General features: G+C 59.7%; 16 protein-coding genes and 2 riboswitches. Of the genes, 10 read left to right on the forward strand and 6 right to left on the reverse strand.

Translation table 11 applies throughout. The features are described 5' to 3' along the window. Nucleotides 1–15 precede the first annotated feature (15 nt). Nucleotides 16–393: a fluoride efflux transporter CrcB gene (gene crcB / locus ACQY1L_RS07120; protein WP_184655025.1), complete on the reverse strand. Its 378-nt coding sequence runs from the start codon at nt 391–393 to the stop codon at nt 16–18. Nucleotides 394–510: 117 nt separating this feature from the next. Between crcB and ACQY1L_RS07125 the strand changes: the two genes are divergently transcribed. Then, on the forward strand, nt 511–792 hold the full coding sequence (locus ACQY1L_RS07125) for a hypothetical protein (RefSeq protein WP_062580651.1): 282 nt from the start codon (nt 511–513) through the stop codon (nt 790–792). A gap of 3 nt (nt 793–795) precedes the next feature. On the opposite strand, the gene ACQY1L_RS07130 is transcribed toward ACQY1L_RS07125, so the two are convergent. Both ACQY1L_RS07130 and ACQY1L_RS07135 read right to left on the reverse strand, forming a co-directional pair. After that, nucleotides 796–1,983 (reverse strand): GNAT family N-acetyltransferase, encoded by a 1,188-nt coding sequence (locus ACQY1L_RS07130; RefSeq protein WP_430243551.1) that lies wholly within the window; start codon nt 1,981–1,983, stop codon nt 796–798. Nucleotides 1,984–2,070: 87 nt separating this feature from the next. Continuing rightward, the gene (locus tag ACQY1L_RS07135) at nt 2,071–2,616 is read right to left on the reverse strand and encodes a copper chaperone PCu(A)C (RefSeq protein WP_430243553.1); all 546 of its coding nucleotides are present in this window, start codon (nt 2,614–2,616) and stop codon (nt 2,071–2,073) included. Between the two features lie 173 nt (nt 2,617–2,789). Next, a riboswitch (glycine riboswitch) is annotated at nt 2,790–2,876 on the forward strand. Beyond that, nucleotides 2,877–2,961, forward strand: a riboswitch (glycine riboswitch). An 84-nt stretch (nt 2,962–3,045) separates the two neighbouring features. Between ACQY1L_RS07135 and gcvT the strand changes: the two genes are divergently transcribed. From gcvT to ACQY1L_RS07170, 7 genes are all read left to right on the forward strand, one after another. Then, nucleotides 3,046–4,182 (forward strand): glycine cleavage system aminomethyltransferase GcvT, encoded by a 1,137-nt coding sequence (gene gcvT / locus ACQY1L_RS07140; RefSeq protein WP_430243555.1) that lies wholly within the window; start codon nt 3,046–3,048, stop codon nt 4,180–4,182. 79 nt (nt 4,183–4,261) lie between these two features. Continuing rightward, nucleotides 4,262–4,624 (forward strand): glycine cleavage system protein GcvH, encoded by a 363-nt coding sequence (gene gcvH, locus ACQY1L_RS07145; protein WP_192076876.1) that lies wholly within the window; start codon nt 4,262–4,264, stop codon nt 4,622–4,624. Beyond that, the gene (gene gcvP / locus ACQY1L_RS07150; protein ID WP_430243557.1) at nt 4,621–7,494 is read left to right on the forward strand and encodes an aminomethyl-transferring glycine dehydrogenase; all 2,874 of its coding nucleotides are present in this window, start codon (nt 4,621–4,623) and stop codon (nt 7,492–7,494) included. The genes gcvH and gcvP overlap by 4 nt, the downstream gene beginning before the upstream one ends. A gap of 227 nt (nt 7,495–7,721) precedes the next feature. Next, nucleotides 7,722–7,931, forward strand: a complete 210-nt coding sequence (locus tag ACQY1L_RS07155; RefSeq protein ID WP_062457081.1) for a cold-shock protein — start codon at nt 7,722–7,724, stop codon at nt 7,929–7,931. A 233-nt stretch (nt 7,932–8,164) separates the two neighbouring features. Beyond that, entirely contained in the window at nt 8,165–8,410 is a 246-nt protein-coding gene (gene rpsU, locus ACQY1L_RS07160; protein ID WP_062457083.1) for a 30S ribosomal protein S21, read from the forward strand. 117 nt (nt 8,411–8,527) lie between these two features. Further along, on the forward strand, nt 8,528–8,752 hold the full coding sequence (locus tag ACQY1L_RS07165; protein WP_062458069.1) for a hypothetical protein: 225 nt from the start codon (nt 8,528–8,530) through the stop codon (nt 8,750–8,752). A 196-nt stretch (nt 8,753–8,948) separates the two neighbouring features. Beyond that, nucleotides 8,949–9,206, forward strand: a complete 258-nt coding sequence (locus tag ACQY1L_RS07170; protein ID WP_062457086.1) for a hypothetical protein — start codon at nt 8,949–8,951, stop codon at nt 9,204–9,206. Nucleotides 9,207–9,247: 41 nt separating this feature from the next. On the opposite strand, the gene ACQY1L_RS07175 is transcribed toward ACQY1L_RS07170, so the two are convergent. Further along, nucleotides 9,248–9,637, reverse strand: coding sequence for a RidA family protein (locus tag ACQY1L_RS07175; protein ID WP_092662284.1), 390 nt, complete (start codon nt 9,635–9,637; stop codon nt 9,248–9,250). A gap of 148 nt (nt 9,638–9,785) precedes the next feature. On the opposite strand from ACQY1L_RS07175, the gene ACQY1L_RS07180 reads away from it, so the two are divergent. Beyond that, nucleotides 9,786–10,388 carry a TetR/AcrR family transcriptional regulator gene (locus ACQY1L_RS07180; protein ID WP_113112177.1) on the forward strand — a complete coding sequence of 201 codons (603 nt, stop codon included), beginning with the start codon at nt 9,786–9,788 and terminating at the stop codon, nt 10,386–10,388. 9 nt (nt 10,389–10,397) lie between these two features. Here the strand turns inward: ACQY1L_RS07180 and ACQY1L_RS07185 are convergent, their stop codons facing one another. Together ACQY1L_RS07185 and dusA are read right to left on the reverse strand one after the other, a co-directional pair. Further along, nucleotides 10,398–12,755, reverse strand: a complete 2,358-nt coding sequence (locus tag ACQY1L_RS07185; protein ID WP_430243561.1) for a bifunctional diguanylate cyclase/phosphodiesterase — start codon at nt 12,753–12,755, stop codon at nt 10,398–10,400. Nucleotides 12,756–12,905: 150 nt separating this feature from the next. Next, nucleotides 12,906–13,871, reverse strand: coding sequence for a tRNA dihydrouridine(20/20a) synthase DusA (dusA, locus tag ACQY1L_RS07190; protein ID WP_430243563.1), 966 nt, complete (start codon nt 13,869–13,871; stop codon nt 12,906–12,908). Nucleotides 13,872–14,938: 1,067 nt separating this feature from the next. On the opposite strand from dusA, the gene ACQY1L_RS07195 reads away from it, so the two are divergent. Next, entirely contained in the window at nt 14,939–15,052 is a 114-nt protein-coding gene (locus ACQY1L_RS07195) for an AraC family transcriptional regulator (RefSeq protein WP_430243860.1), read from the forward strand. The last annotated feature ends 12 nt before the right edge of the window (nt 15,053–15,064 follow it).

Here is a 15,064-nt window from a genome sequence, read left to right on the forward strand (position 1 = left end):
GATCAGTCCTGCCCTTTAGAGCATTGCCCGCCCGAGCGCCAGCCCAGCAAAGACCGCACACAGCGACACACCAACGCTTGCGATCACATAACTTGCCCCCGCCACGGTCGCGCCGCGCTCGAACAGCGAGATGACATCCAGCGAAAAGGCCGAAAACGTCGTGAAGCCGCCGAGAAATCCAGTCACCAGCAGGAGACGCATCTCAGGCGAGGCGTTGAGGCGCCGGGCAATCACCTCGCTTATCAAACCGATTGCGAAACAGCCGACGATGTTGACGGTCAGCGTTCCCCAGGGAAAGTTCGGCCCGAACCGGCGCAGCGTCCAGACGCCCACGAGGTAGCGGGCGACGGAACCGAATGCGCCGCCCAGTGCGACAAGTATGATATTGATCATCGAGATATCCAGAAAAGTCCTAAATCGTGCCTACCGTTAAAATGCCGGGATTTCGGTTAAATCGCGGCAAACTCGGCGCATATTACATATGTGCCGAATGGGTTGAAGGCGGTTGCTATGGTTCAGTTGACGACAATTTCGGCAAGCATGGCAGCGCTCGCCATAGAGACGTTACGAACGCCGCCGCAACTGTCCGTCAAAGCGAGAATTGGTGAGGCCAAACGTGTCGCCGAACGCGCTTCTGCGCGTGATCAGAGTGCGACCGATCCGACGGTCACCGGGGCGATGACGCTTGCGACCAGCCTGTCTCTCGATTTCCTCGATGCCGGCCAGCAGCCTCCGCAGCAGCAGGCATCGCTGCAGATGGCCGAAGCCGCCTATCGTGACACGGAAGAGTGACCTTCAGACCCCGAGTACAAGAAGTCCGACACCCTGAATGCCGCTGAGGAAGCGGCGCCAGCTTTCGGGTATCGTGAAATACATCCGCTTGGCGAATGGACGGATGACCGGAAGCCAAGCCTGCGCGTAGAGGCGCCCTTTCCACGAGAAGGGCAGGCTATAGCCGTTCAGCACCAGTTTCTGGTTTGCCCAGGATTGTTTGTAGGCGCCATCGCCGCCGAGAAGATCGTAGGTCTTGATCCTGTTGTCGATCAGCCAGCAGACTGTCATTTCCATCTGCACCTTGCCGGCGGAGAGATGCCGCAGGCTCCAGTCGAAGCTTCCGAGATAGGCATAGTAGTGCCCTGCCCGCACGAAGCCGAGCTCCATCGCCACCGTGACATCGCCGGCCCGCAGGATCGAAAGGCACGCACCCTCTAGCAACGCGGCATCACCCGTCAGGCTCGCCAGGAAATCGTCCAGGCCATCGAAGGAAAAACCGCTGCTGCTTCTCCCGGTCTCGCGCAGCCAGACCCGCTTCATCGCCGCACATTCGCGAACGTATTCGGCAAACCTTTGATCGGAGGGCCAGATCATCTCGAAGGTGAGTTCGCCGAGCCGCGCCAGGTGGTTGCGCCGACGGTTGCGATTGCGCTTCTTCAATTTGCCGCCGTGCGAGCGGTATGCGTCCGAGCCCGCAAACTGCGTGAGATCGAGCACGGCGCTGCTTCCGCCGTAGCCGCGGATCTTCGGCTGTGAGCGAAGCAGAAGACCCAGCGAGGATTGGTGCGGAACGGGGTGAAAGATCGCGACATCGCAATCGGGCATCATCTCGATACGGGTCAGCAACTTGCCCATCAGCAATCCGGCAAGATGGGCGTCGTCGCACAGGAGATTGCAGTATTGCGAGTGGGGTGCGCCGAGGTTTTCCAACACCCTTATGCCGCTGACGGTCTGAACCATCAAAGGCCAGACTGCGACGAGACTGCCGTTGCGCCACACAGTCTCGATCCGGAATTCGAACGCGGAGCCATTGCCGGCAAAGGCTGCGACCCAGCCGCGGCACCAATCGAAACTCTGAAAATAGGTCAGCCGGTCTTCGCACCGGCTTTCAAGGGCCCGCCAGGCGTCGGCAACCGTGTCGATTTCTGCAAGCGTGCTGAGGCGTCGGTAAATGCCGGCGTCCGGCTCCGGTGCACTGGAAATATCCACGATCTTCGTCCCCACAAAGCCAACCCATCGGTAGAATAGATGGCGGAGCTAAACGAGATATTACGCCTGAGATCACATCCCGCGTGATCAGTTATGCTGGTTGCCGGGACGGAAACCCTGGACCGGGAGCGTGAGATCGAAACTGCCGGACTTCTCGAAGGTCAGCTTCAGGGGCACGCTGTCGCCCTGCTTGAAAGGAGTCGCGACTTTGGTGAACATCAGATGCAGTCCACTGGGCTTCAACTCGACGGTCTGGCCGGCTGGGACCGCAATACCGCCTTCGAGCCGGCGCATCTTCATGATCTGGCCCTGCATCGACATTTTGTGGATCTCCACGGCAGGCGACAGAGGCGATGAGGCAGAGACGAGTCTATCGTCTTCGCTGCCCGTGTTGCGGATCACGAGATAGCCACCGCCGACCGGCTGGCCGGGAAGCATGGCGCGAACATAGCCGCCGAAAATCTCGAGCGTACCGACTTTGACTGTGGCGCCCGATGTGGCCGCCGGATCGGACGATCCGTGCATGTGCATGCCACCATTCCCGGAACCGGCATCTCCCGCCTGGGCATAGGATTGATCTGCCGCCGCACCAAGTGTCGCTGCAAACAGCGCCAGAGTCGCAAGAAATTTCATGACAACGCCTCCCATCGTCTTTCAAGACGACGGGTAGAGCAGATTCCTGAACGTGCGGAAAGCTTGAACCTTGGCACTCAGTCGCGATGCCTAAACCTATGGTGTACGACAAAAATCTTTGTCACGACGACATTCTCCCCTTGTCAAACCTGTCGCCTCCTCGATAATGAACCTCATACCCGTTGGGAGAAGCCGCTTCGATGCGGTGCCGAAGGAGCAACCGCCCCGGAAACTCTCAGGCAAAAGGACCACGGGCGACCAACCGGAACTCTGGAGAGTAGCACCCGTCATCGGGGGCTCGCCGAAGGGATAACAATCTCAGGCGAAAAGGACAGAGGGGGCTCGAAACAGGCGCGTAACCGCGCCCTGATCAGAGCCGGCGTGTGAGCTGATTTTACGCAGCGAGCGCCAAAACCTGGAGGCGCCTTTTTGGACGATCACTCAGTTCTCAAGACCACACCGCTCAACGCGCTGCATCTCTCGCTTGGCGCGAAGATGGTGCCGTTCGCGGGCTACGACATGCCGGTGCAATATCCGCTCGGCGTGATGAAGGAGCACCTCCACACGCGCGCCGCCGCAGGCCTGTTCGATGTCTCCCACATGGGTCAGGTCATTGTCAGAGCGAAGTCCGGCGACTATGCAGATGCAGCACTTGCGCTGGAAAGGCTCGTTCCGGTCGACATCCTGTCACTGAAGGAAGGCCGTCAGCGCTACGGGTTCTTCACCGACGACAATGGCTGCATTCTCGACGACCTGATGATCACGAATCGCGGCGACCATCTTCTCGTTGTCGTCAATGCCGCCTGCAAGGATGCCGACCTTGCGCACATGAAGGCGCACCTTCCGGACTGCGAGGTCACCCTGCTCGACGACCGCGCGCTGATCGCCCTCCAAGGTCCACGTGCCGAAGCTGTTCTGGCCGAGCTCTGGGCTGGCGTCTCCTCAATGAAGTTCATGGATGTCCGCGAAGTGCCGCTGCACGACGTTCCCTGCATCATCTCGCGCTCCGGTTATTCCGGCGAGGACGGCTTCGAGATCTCGATCGCGCAGGACCATGCCGTGTCAGTTGCCAAGGCATTGCTCGAGCACCCAGACTGCGAAGCCATCGGCCTCGGCGCCCGTGATAGCCTGCGCCTTGAAGCCGGTCTGTGTCTTTATGGAAACGACATCGACACCACGACATCACCGATCGAAGCATCGCTCGAATGGGCGCTGCAAAAGGCTCGCAAGGCCGGCGGCGACCGCGAAGGCGGGTTCCCGGGTGCGGACCGCATCCTTGACGAACTGGCAGACGGTACCAGCCGCCGCCGCGTCGGCCTGAAGCCGGAAGGCAAGGCGCCGGTGCGTTCGCATGCGAAACTGTTTGCCGATGCGGACGGGCTGCAGGAACTTGGCGAAGTCACCTCTGGTACGTTCGGCCCGACGGTCGAAGGTCCGGTTGCCATGGGTTACGTCCCCGTCAGTCATGCAGCAGCGGGTACGCAGGTCTTTGCCGAGGTCCGTGGAAAATACCTGCCGATGACGGTGGCCGCGCTGCCATTCATCACGCCGACCTACAAGCGATAAACATGCGCGGGCGGCCTGGCCCCACCCCCGGCCTCCCCCACGTCATCCCCATTCACGCTTTCCTTAAGAGGACATTCCCATGCTGAAATTCACCGCCGAACACGAATGGCTGAAACTCGAAGACGGCGTTGCCACCGTCGGCATCACCACCCATGCTGCCGAGCAGCTCGGTGATCTCGTGTTTGTCGAACTGCCGGAAGTCGGTGCCGAGCTGGTGAAGGACGGCAATGCCGCAACCGTCGAAAGCGTCAAGGCAGCCTCCGACGTCTATTCGCCGCTCGATGGCGAAGTCACCGAAGTCAATCAGGCGATCGTTGACGACCCGTCGCTGGTCAATTCCGATCCGCAGGCTGCCGGCTGGTTCTTCAAGCTGAAGCTCAAGAATGCGGCCGACGCCGACGCGCTGATGGACGAAGCTGCCTACAAGGAACTGATCGGATGAGCGACTCGACCGACTTCCACTTCACCGACTACGACCCGTACGACTTTGCCAATCGTCGCCATATCGGTCCCTCCCCGACGGAGATGAGCGATATGCTTGCGGTCATCGGCTACAAGTCGCTCGACGCGCTGATCGATGCCACGGTCCCCGCCTCCATCCGCCAGCAGAACCCGCTGACCTGGGGTGCGGCGCTGACCGAACGAGAAGCGCTCGACAAGCTGCGCGAGACCGCAAATAAGAACCAGGTGCTGACCACGCTGATCGGACAGGGCTATTACGGCACCGTGACGCCGCCGGTCATCCAGCGCAACATTCTGGAAAACCCTGCCTGGTACACGGCATACACGCCCTACCAGCCGGAAATCTCCCAAGGCCGCCTCGAAGCGCTCCTGAACTTCCAGACGATGATCTGCGACCTGACCGGCCTCGACGTCGCCAATGCCTCGCTGCTCGATGAAGCGACGGCGGCTGCCGAAGCCATGGCGCTATGCCAGCGCCAGGCGAAATCGAAGGCAACCGCCTTCTTCGTCGATCACGCCTGTCATCCGCAGACGATCGCGTTGATCGAGACACGTGCAGCGCCGCTCGGCTGGAGCGTGATCGTCGGTGATCCGATGACCGATCTCGACCCGGTCGACGTGTTCGGAGCGATCTTCCAGTATCCCGGCACGAACGGCGAAGTGCGTGACTTCTCGGGCCTTATCTCCCGCCTGCACCAGACCGGTGCGGTCGCTGCTATGGCGGCCGATCTTCTGGCGCTGACGCTTTTGAAATCGCCCGGCGAAATGGGTGCGGATATCGCGATCGGCTCGTCGCAGCGATTTGGCGTGCCTGTCGGTTACGGCGGCCCGCACGCGGCCTACATGTCGGTCAAGGATGCGCACAAGCGCGCCATGCCCGGCCGCCTCGTCGGCGTCTCCGTCGATGCCCGCGGCAACCGTGCCTACCGCCTGTCGCTGCAGACCCGCGAACAGCATATCCGCCGCGAGAAGGCGACATCGAACATCTGCACGGCGCAGGTTCTGCTCGCCGTCATGGCCTCGATGTACGGCGTCTTCCACGGCCCGGAAGGCCTGAAGGCGATTGCCCAGGCTGTCCACAAGAAAGCCGTGCTGATGGCCAAGGGCCTCGAAAAGCTCGGCTACACGATCGAACCCGATACGTTCTTCGACACGTTCACCGTCGAGGTCGGCCACATGCAGGGTGTGATCATGCGGGCGGCCGTCGCCGAGGGCGTCAACCTGCGCAAGGTGGGTGAAACAAAGATCGGCATGTCGCTCGACGAACGCACCCGCCCGGTCACGCTCGAGGCCGTCTGGCGCGCATTCGGCGGTGACTTCAAGGTGTCGGACTTCCCGGTCGAATACCGCCTGCCCAACGCGCTGCTCAGAAAATCGGATTACATGACCCATCCGATCTTCCACATGAACCGCGCCGAAAGCGAGATGACCCGCTACATCCGCCGCCTGTCGGACCGCGACCTGGCGCTGGACCGCGCGATGATCCCGCTCGGTTCCTGCACGATGAAGCTGAACGCGACGGCTGAAATGCTGCCGATCACCTGGCCGGAGTTTTCCGACATCCACCCGTTCGTACCCGTCGACCAGGCGCTCGGCTACAAGGAGATGATCGACGATCTCTCGGCAAAGCTCTGCCAGATCACCGGTTACGATGCTTTCTCGATGCAGCCGAATTCGGGTGCGCAGGGCGAGTATGCGGGCCTGCTGACGATCCGCAACTACCATATCGCCAATGGCGATACGCATCGCGACGTCTGCCTCATCCCCACCTCCGCGCACGGCACCAATCCTGCCTCGGCCCAGATGGTCGGCATGAAGGTCGTGGTCGTGAAAGTGCTCGAGAACGGCGATATCGATCTCGAAGACTTCCGTGCCAAGGCACAGCAGCATGCGGCAAATCTGTCCTGCTGCATGATCACCTATCCTTCGACACACGGCGTGTTCGAGGAGACGGTGAAGGAGATCTGCGAGATCACCCATGCCAATGGCGGCCAGGTCTATCTCGACGGTGCCAATATGAATGCCATGGTCGGATTGTCCCGCCCCGGTGACATCGGTTCCGACGTTTCGCATCTCAATCTGCACAAGACGTTCTGCATTCCGCATGGCGGCGGCGGTCCCGGCATGGGTCCGATCGGCGTCAAGGCGCACCTGGCAAGCCACCTGCCCGGTCACCCGCAATGGGCCGGAGAACTTGGCAGCGAAGGTGCGGTTTCGGCGGCGCCGTTCGGCTCTCCCTCGATCCTGCCGATCTCCTGGTCCTACTGCCTGATGATGGGCGGCGAAGGGCTCACGCAGGCGACGAAGGTTGCGATCCTCAACGCCAACTATATCGCAGCCCGGCTCAAGGGCGCCTACGATGTGCTCTACAAGTCCGCAAGCGGACGCGTCGCGCATGAGTGCATCATCGACACCCGCCCGCTCAACGCCTCGGCCGGCGTCTCTGTCGACGACGTTGCAAAACGCCTGATCGACTGCGGCTTCCACGCCCCGACCATGAGCTGGCCGGTTGCCGGTACGCTGATGATCGAACCGACGGAATCGGAAACGAAGGCCGAGATCGACCGGTTCTGCGATGCGATGCTGGCAGTCCGCGAAGAGGCTCGTGCGATCGAAGACGGTCGCATGGACAGGGTCAACAACCCGCTTAAGAATGCCCCGCACACGGTGGAAGACCTGGTCGGCGAATGGGATCGTCCTTATAGCCGCGAACAGGCCTGCTATCCGCCGGGCGCATTCCGTGTCGACAAATACTGGTCGCCGGTCAACCGCGTCGACAATGTCTATGGCGACCGCAATCTGCTCTGCACCTGCCCGCCGCTTGAGGACTACGCGGAGGCCGCGGAGTAACACGAATACCGGAGAGGCCCGGGCTTTGGGCCTCTCCGGGATATATTTTCGCGCAGCCCTTGTTTAAGTGCAATTATTCTCTATTTTGAGTTTCATCGAACTTTGCTAGCGACTCGTCCGCAGCTCCCGGAAAACTTGGAGCTCTTTCTGATTTCCTCTCAACGTCGATCTACCCCCGACCCCGTATTTCAGGGTTGGCAACTTACTACGATTGAAAGGAAATCGTTATGGATACCGGCACTGTAAAGTGGTTTAACAGCACCAAGGGTTTTGGTTTCATTCAGCCTGACAACGGCAGCCAGGATGTGTTCGTTCACATTTCCGCTGTTGAGCGCGCTGGCATGAATGGCCTGAACGAAGGTCAGAAGATCAGCTACGAAATCGTCCAGGACAAACGTTCTGGCAAGAGCTCCGCAGACAACCTGCGCGCTGCTTAAGGTTTTGTCATTGCCCCGCGTGACCACGGATGTACTGGCACGAAGGCGGCGATGATGGTGGAAGGTCGGGGTTCATCTCCCGGCCTTTTGTTTTTTCGTCCATTCTGAGGTTTTACTGTGCTAGACGGTTTAACTTCGAATGGGTGAAAAGAGAGCGGATGTGAGATCGCTTCCCGATCAACCCGCGTCCGACAAATTTCAAGAGATAGCGGTTCGCCGCGTAAGGAGATATTTTGCAGGTACTCGTCAGAGATAACAACGTTGATCAGGCTCTCCGCGTCCTGAAGAAGAAGATGCAGCGCGAAGGTATCTTCCGCGAAATGAAGGCTCGTAGCGCTTACGAAAAGCCTTCCGAGAAGCGTGCACGTGAAAAAGCAGATGCGATCCGTCGCGCGCGCAAGCTTGCTCGCAAGCAGATGCAGCGCGAAGGCCTGCTTCCGGCTCCGAAGAAAAAAGTCATCGTAGCTCGCGCCCGCTAGGCTCCGACATGAGCGTGGTTTTGAGCACAAGCCAGAGCCACGCAACCAATCGCAGGATGGCAGTCTATGCCATTCTCGCGGTCCACGGCAGACATCGGCCGTTTCCAGGAGGAAAGCATGACAGCGACCAAGGACCAGTTCTTCAAGCCCGCGAAAATGTCGGCACAAGCCAAATCGGAGCAGACCAACTCCGTGGTGCGTGACATCCTGGACGCCGAAGTTATCGCTCGTGAAAAGAAGACAGAAAAACTACGTGCTCTGCGGCTCCAGCAGACCGCTGATGCCCCCGCCCCTGTAAAAAAAGCGGCGACGAAGACCAAGCGCGCGGTCAAGACTTCCTAATCTTTCGTTTTACTCCCGACTGCTTTTCCCGAATTGAACCAATTCGTTGGTTCTGCGTTAACTTGCACTGCGGGACGCATGCATACTCCGGGATGCAGCGCTCAGGTGTCGCCTTTTCAAAGACGCCCCGCAGTCTTTTCTGATCATCCGGCTATGCCGATATCAGGAGAGTGCTTGTCAAGGATGCGAGGGTAGAATGTGTCAGGACAACGCCTCATCGGCGATCGTGCTAGGTTCGGATGATCTCGAACTTCTTCAGAGATTCCTGGAAGCCTGGTGCGAAGAAAGACATGTGGACGTGTCGAGCGAGGAGGCTCAGACTGTCGCATCGGGTCTTTTCAACTGGTACCAGTTTGAACTCAATGATCGCAACAACCTCAAGTCGGAACCGCCCGAGCCTCTGCCGGAATCGGTCGAATTGAAGCGATTGCTACGGCAACTCGCCGTAGCCTGATATTGGGCCCTGACCGTGCTGCAATCGCGGCTCGCTCGGGATTACGGGATACGAGCGATCACTTTGATCTCGAAATCGAACCCCGCGAGCCAGTTTACCCCGACCGCTGTCCAATTCGGGTACGGCTTTTCCCCCATTATGCCCAAGCGAACTGCCTGAATCGTCCCGAACTGATTTTCAGGGTCGGTGTGAAACGTGGTGACGTCGATGATGTCGTCGAACCCGCAGCCTGCCGCTGCGAGAACCGCACGCAGATTGTCGAACGCGAGTTGAACCTGTTTTTCAAAATTCGGTTCCGGCGTTCCGTCATCACGGCTGCCAACCTGTCCGGACACAAAGAGAAGATCACCCGACCTTATCGCGGCTGAGTATTTGTTGATCTCGTAAAGGGCCTGTCGGCCTGCGGGGAAAATTGCTTCTCGTTCGATCATAGCTCGTCTCCAATCGGTTGTTGAGTGCTCGGCGTTGCAGGAGCCTTCCCTGCCCACGTCAATCTTGATATACGCTCCGTATGCAACTGCGTATCTCAGATACGCTGCGTATGTCAACTGCTGTAAGAATTCGATCCGGGGGTGAGCGATGGCGCCGAGCAAGCGTACAACAATGATGGAAGAAACGCGGGTCAAGCTGATCAGCGCGGCTCGCAAGTCCTTCGCCGAGAAAGGCTATGCCAGCTCGTCCATGGACGACTTCACGGCGTCCGCCGGCCTGACGCGGGGTGCGCTCTACCATAATTTCGGTGACAAGAAGGGTCTTTTACAAGCGGTGATCGATCAGATCGATTCCGAGATGCTGCGGCGGATGCGTGCTGCAGCAGACCACGCTGGCGGGACACTTTGGGACGGCTTTCTTGCCGAGGCGGTCGCCTATATCGAGATGTCGCTGGAGCCGGAAATTCAGCGCATCATGTTGCTGGATGGTCCTGCTGTCCTCGGCGACCCATCGCGTTGGCCCAATCAGAACGCCTGTCTGCGCACCACGGCGGATACGATCAGTGCTCTCATCGCCGAAGGGACGGTCAAGAGTATGGATGCGGAGGCCGCCGCACGTCTCATCAACGGTGCGGCACTCAACGCCGCACTGTGGATCGCTGCGGCCGACGATCCGCCGGCCGTGTTGGAAAAAGCCGTCGAAGCGTTCCGTCATCTTGCCAGCGGGTTGCTGACGAAACAGCCCGTATGATCGCCCACCTCAACCTCGACGGCGATAAGTCGGAAGATTGCGAATTCCTGAGAGGATCTCCACTTCGTCCTCGCTCTTCGGCTTGCCGAGGAGAAAACCCTGCAGCTGTTCGCAGCCGTCTTCGACCACCATCCGGTGCTGCCCGAAGGTCTCGATGCCTTCCGCGACGACGGGCAAGTCCAGGCTCTTGCCGAGACCGATGATGGCTTTGACGATGGCACGGGCGCTGTCGCTTTCCTCCATCTCGCTGATAAAACTGCGGTCGATCTTGATCTTGTCAAAGGGGAAGCTGTGCAGGTTGCTGAGCGACGAATAGCCGGTGCCGAAGTCATCCATCACCACATGGACTCCCAGCGCCTTCAACCGGAGCAAGGTCGCGAGCGTCGTGTCGCGATCCTTGAGCAGCGAGGTCTCTGTGATCTCGAGTTCAAGCCGGTGGGGCTCTAGGCCGCTCTCATCCAGTGCCGACGCAATCATGTCGACAAGGTTCGGGAAGCGAAACTGGATGGCCGAAACGTTGACCGCTACCGCCAGGCCGTCATCCCAGGTACTGGCGACCCTGCAGGCTTCGCGCATCGCCCATTCACCGATCGGCACGATGATGCCGGTTTCCTCGGCAACCGGAATGAAGACGCTCGGTGAGACATTGCCCCATTGCGGATGCTTCCACCGCATCAGGGCCTCATAGCCCGAGCAGAAGCCGCTTGTGGCATCAAAGAGTGGCTGGAATACCATGCTGAGTTGCGAGCGCAGTACGGCGTAGCGCAACTCGCTCTCGATCTCGCGCCGCTCGCGCAGCTCTGCGTCCATTGCCGCGGAATAGAATGCTGCCGTACCACGTCCCGAGAACTTCGCATTGTAGAGGGCCATGTCGGCCGCATTGCGCAAGTCATCAGGCGTTTCTCCGTCGTCCGGATAAACCGCGCAGCCGATGCTGACGCCGACGGCGGTGGGATCTAGTGCGACATTCATTTCGGTGCGGAAGGTTTCGAGGATACGCTCGGCGAGCAGGTTTGCGCCCGCCGGCTGTTCGACGCCTGTCTGGAGGATGATGAACTCGTCGCCGCCGATGCGGGACGGCGTATCGGCCGGACCGACACAGCGCCGCAGGATATCGGCGACCCGGATCAGGACACGATCGCCTTCCGCATGGCCGAACACATCGTTGACGGCCTTGAAGCGGTCGAGATCAAGGGCAAGCACCGCCAGCACATCGCCGGAAAGTGCAGCCGTCCTCAAGGCACCGTCGAGCCGATCGTTGAAGAGCGTACGGTTGGGAAGGTCAGTCAAAGCGTCGTGGCGGGCCATGTGTTCGATGCGGCGCTCCGCAATGCGCTTCTCGGTCAGATCGCGGACAGCCAGAACCTGGCAGGAGCGACCGCGATACTCGATCGTATGGACGGCAACCTCGAGAAAGACCTCACGGTCCGTCACTTTCGGCGTGGCAGCGACTGCGGAATTCCTTTGAGCCGTCAGCGGAAGACCGTCGGCTGCCGCCAGCAGATCGTCAGGATCTCGGCCGAGGATGTCGCGGTCGCGCAGCAACAGCAATTCGGCAAAGCGAGCATTGGTCTCAATGACGCGGCCATCGCGAACCACCGCGAGGCCTTCAAGCGTCGCGTTGGCGAAGCCACGCAAATCCGTCAGATACCGGTCGATGAAGCTCGCGGCAACAGTCGTCAGCACGATCACACTCATGACGATCGAAACCGCGCCGGTCAGCCAGATCCGCCCGCCACCGTCGAGCGAGGCCTCTGGAAGCGTCGGATCGGGGATCAGCTCGGTCGCCGACATCGCAGTAAAATGCAGGATGCAAATGGCAGCAACACTGGCAGCGACTGCACAGATCAGGCGCAGGGTGCTTCTTCGAAGCGTCGTGGAGGCGAACGCCGCGGTGAAGAGAGAGAAAGAGACAACAGAGCCGATCAAGATGGGCGTCATTTCGTAGCGGGTCGTTGCCGCGGCACGGATCGCTTCGGTGCCGATCAAGTGCATGGCGGCGACCGTGACGGTGGCGACCATGCCGGCTGCGAGCGAAGAAACCGTCTTCGATCGATCGGCGATCTGCAGCGCCAACCAGAAGCCGGCGACGGCAGTCAGAGCCGATACAAGGGTGAGGACGCGCTCGAATTCGATCGCTATCGTGCCCTGGTAGGCGAGCATTGCCACGAAATGCGTCGACCAGATGGAAAGCCCGCCCGTGGCGCTGGCGACAAGGAGCCAGATCCGCCGCCGACGTTCGTTGCACTCGATCGCCCGTCTATGGATCAGAAAAAATGCGAGCATGCCGACGACGCAGATGCCGGCCGCGAGAAGAACAGTGCTTCGATCATGCTGAACCACGACGCATTCGAGAACTCGAAACATGGATGCCACCACAAGAACGCACGACGAACAATTTCATCGACTTGTCAGCAAAACATTAGGTGTTAATATTTAAGGAAATAATAATATACAGTGCCGGCATTCACGTCGCCGGTAACGCGCCTTGGGTGCGAGATCTTGATCCCAAAAGGCTTATCCGGTCGCCTTTTCGAGCCCGGAGCTCAAATCCACCGCCGCGAACGCAGCCGTCAGGATTTCGGTCCCAGCGCCAGGCTTCGTCGCCTCCGACGACAGGATCTGGCGGAACCGACGCGCACCGGGATAACCCTGAAACAGACCAACCATGTGACGCGTCACGTGATGCAATCTGCCACCGGAGGCGATAACCTGATCCGCATAGGCAATCATCGCGTCGCGCAGCGCCAGCCAGTCAGGGTCTGGACACTCAAGTCTTCCATCCAGAAGCGCATCGACGCCCGCCAGCAAGCCGGTGTTGTGATAGGCAGCGCGGCCGAGCATGACGCCATCCATCACCTCCAGGTGTTCAGAAGCTTGCTTAAGATCGGCAATACCGCCGTTGATCCCGAGGAACACATCCGGGTTCTCACGCTTCATCCGATGGACGAGATCGTAATCCAGTGGAGGAACCTCGCGGTTTTGTTTTGGCGACAGTCCCTGCAGCCAAGCCTTGCGGGCATGGATCCAGATCGCGTCGGCACCGGCACCAATCATTCGCGCGAGAAAGTCCGGCAGGACGTCGGCCGGCACCTGATCATCAACGCCGATGCGGCATTTGACGGTCACAGGCGCCTGTGAAACCTTTTTCATGGCTGTGACGAGGTCTGCAACATGCGCAGGATCGCGCATCAGGCAGGCACCGAATGTCCCCGACTGCACCCGGTCCGAGGGGCATCCGACATTGAGGTTGATCTCGTCGTAACCGTAATCACCGGCGATCCGGATCGCCTCGGACAGCTTTTCCGCATTCGAGCCACCGAGCTGCAAGGCAACAGGATGTTCTGCCGGCGAATAGGACAAGAGCCGCTCCCGCGGCCCATGGATGATCGCATCGGCGACGACCATCTCCGTATAAAGAAGCGCCCGCGACGACAGCTGCCGGTGCAGGAAACGGCAGTGACGATCGGTCCAGTCGATCATGGGTGCGACAGCGAAGACTTTTTTATGAGGATGCGTTGGCATGGTTTCCGAGCGACTATTCCGGTGCGTGGCTGCACGGATAACAAGATTTCGAGCCTGGCGAAAGACAAACGGCGAAAATGCGTTGTCGCCAGGTTGGTGCGGATTGGAACCGGCTGGAGCGTAGATGGACTGAGTCTTGAGGTAAAAGCCTCTTCTACAGGGAATTCGACTTTCGACGGCCGAGATGCCAGCGAAGGTGAGAGGTCGCCACCCAAGGTGCAAGCCCTACCCTTCAGTAGCAAATTTTGTTTAATCCGAGCAAAATGCGTGCTAGTCAGACATATGAGTTCTTCTCGCGGTCTTGAGATAGATTTTGCAGAGCCGGCCGTGGCGCATGTCGCACGGGCGGCGTTCGACTTGAACGGATTTTCGGCCGAGTATGTCGAGCTGAGCGGTGCTGAACCCTATGACTTCAGAAGCCGTGGCGAGAACCACTATCTCGCACTGCACGACATCACTCTCACTGATGGTGAGCTGCGCGTGGACGGTCTTCCGACGCTCCATAAAAAGGACTTGCGCGACACGATCACCTTCGTGCCCAAAGGCTGCGGCATCGAGGGCTGGTGCCAGCCTCAGCCACGAACCAACCGGTTTGTCGCTATGTATTTCGATCCAAAGGCGATCCGCGACGATCTGGCTGGTAGATATTCCGAGCGGGATCCTGCGCCGTTCGCTTACTCCCGCGATCCACAGTTACGCGCCACACTTAAGAAGCTTGAAGCGGTTCTCAGGGCGCCTCATGTGGACGAGCTCCACGCGGAGAGCGTCTGCCTTCTGGCATCGCTTGAGGTTTTCGGGGTCATGGCCGACAGGCAGGGGCGTCTGTCGGACCGACAGATCGCCGCGGTCACGGATTTCGTGGAGGGGCATCTGCAGGCAACAGTCGGCCTGGCCGAGCTGGCCGCTGTTGCCGGGCTCAGCCGTTTTCACTTTTCCCGCGCCTTCAAGGCAACGACCGGGGAAAATCCACACTCGTTCAACGGCGGCGCATCTCGCGAGCTGTCACGCTCCTTGCTCAGGTTGACCTGCCCATCGACGCGATTGCCGGGGCAGTCGGGTACAAGGGCACACCACAGTTTCGAAGGGCGTTTCATGAGGTGATGGGGACCTCTCCGCTGAAATATCGTCTGCAACGTTAGGCAAAATGGCGG

This window comes from Neorhizobium sp. DAR64862/K0K3 (assembly GCF_050500185.1).
Classification (GTDB): Bacteria; Pseudomonadota; Alphaproteobacteria; order Rhizobiales; family Rhizobiaceae; genus Neorhizobium; species Neorhizobium soli.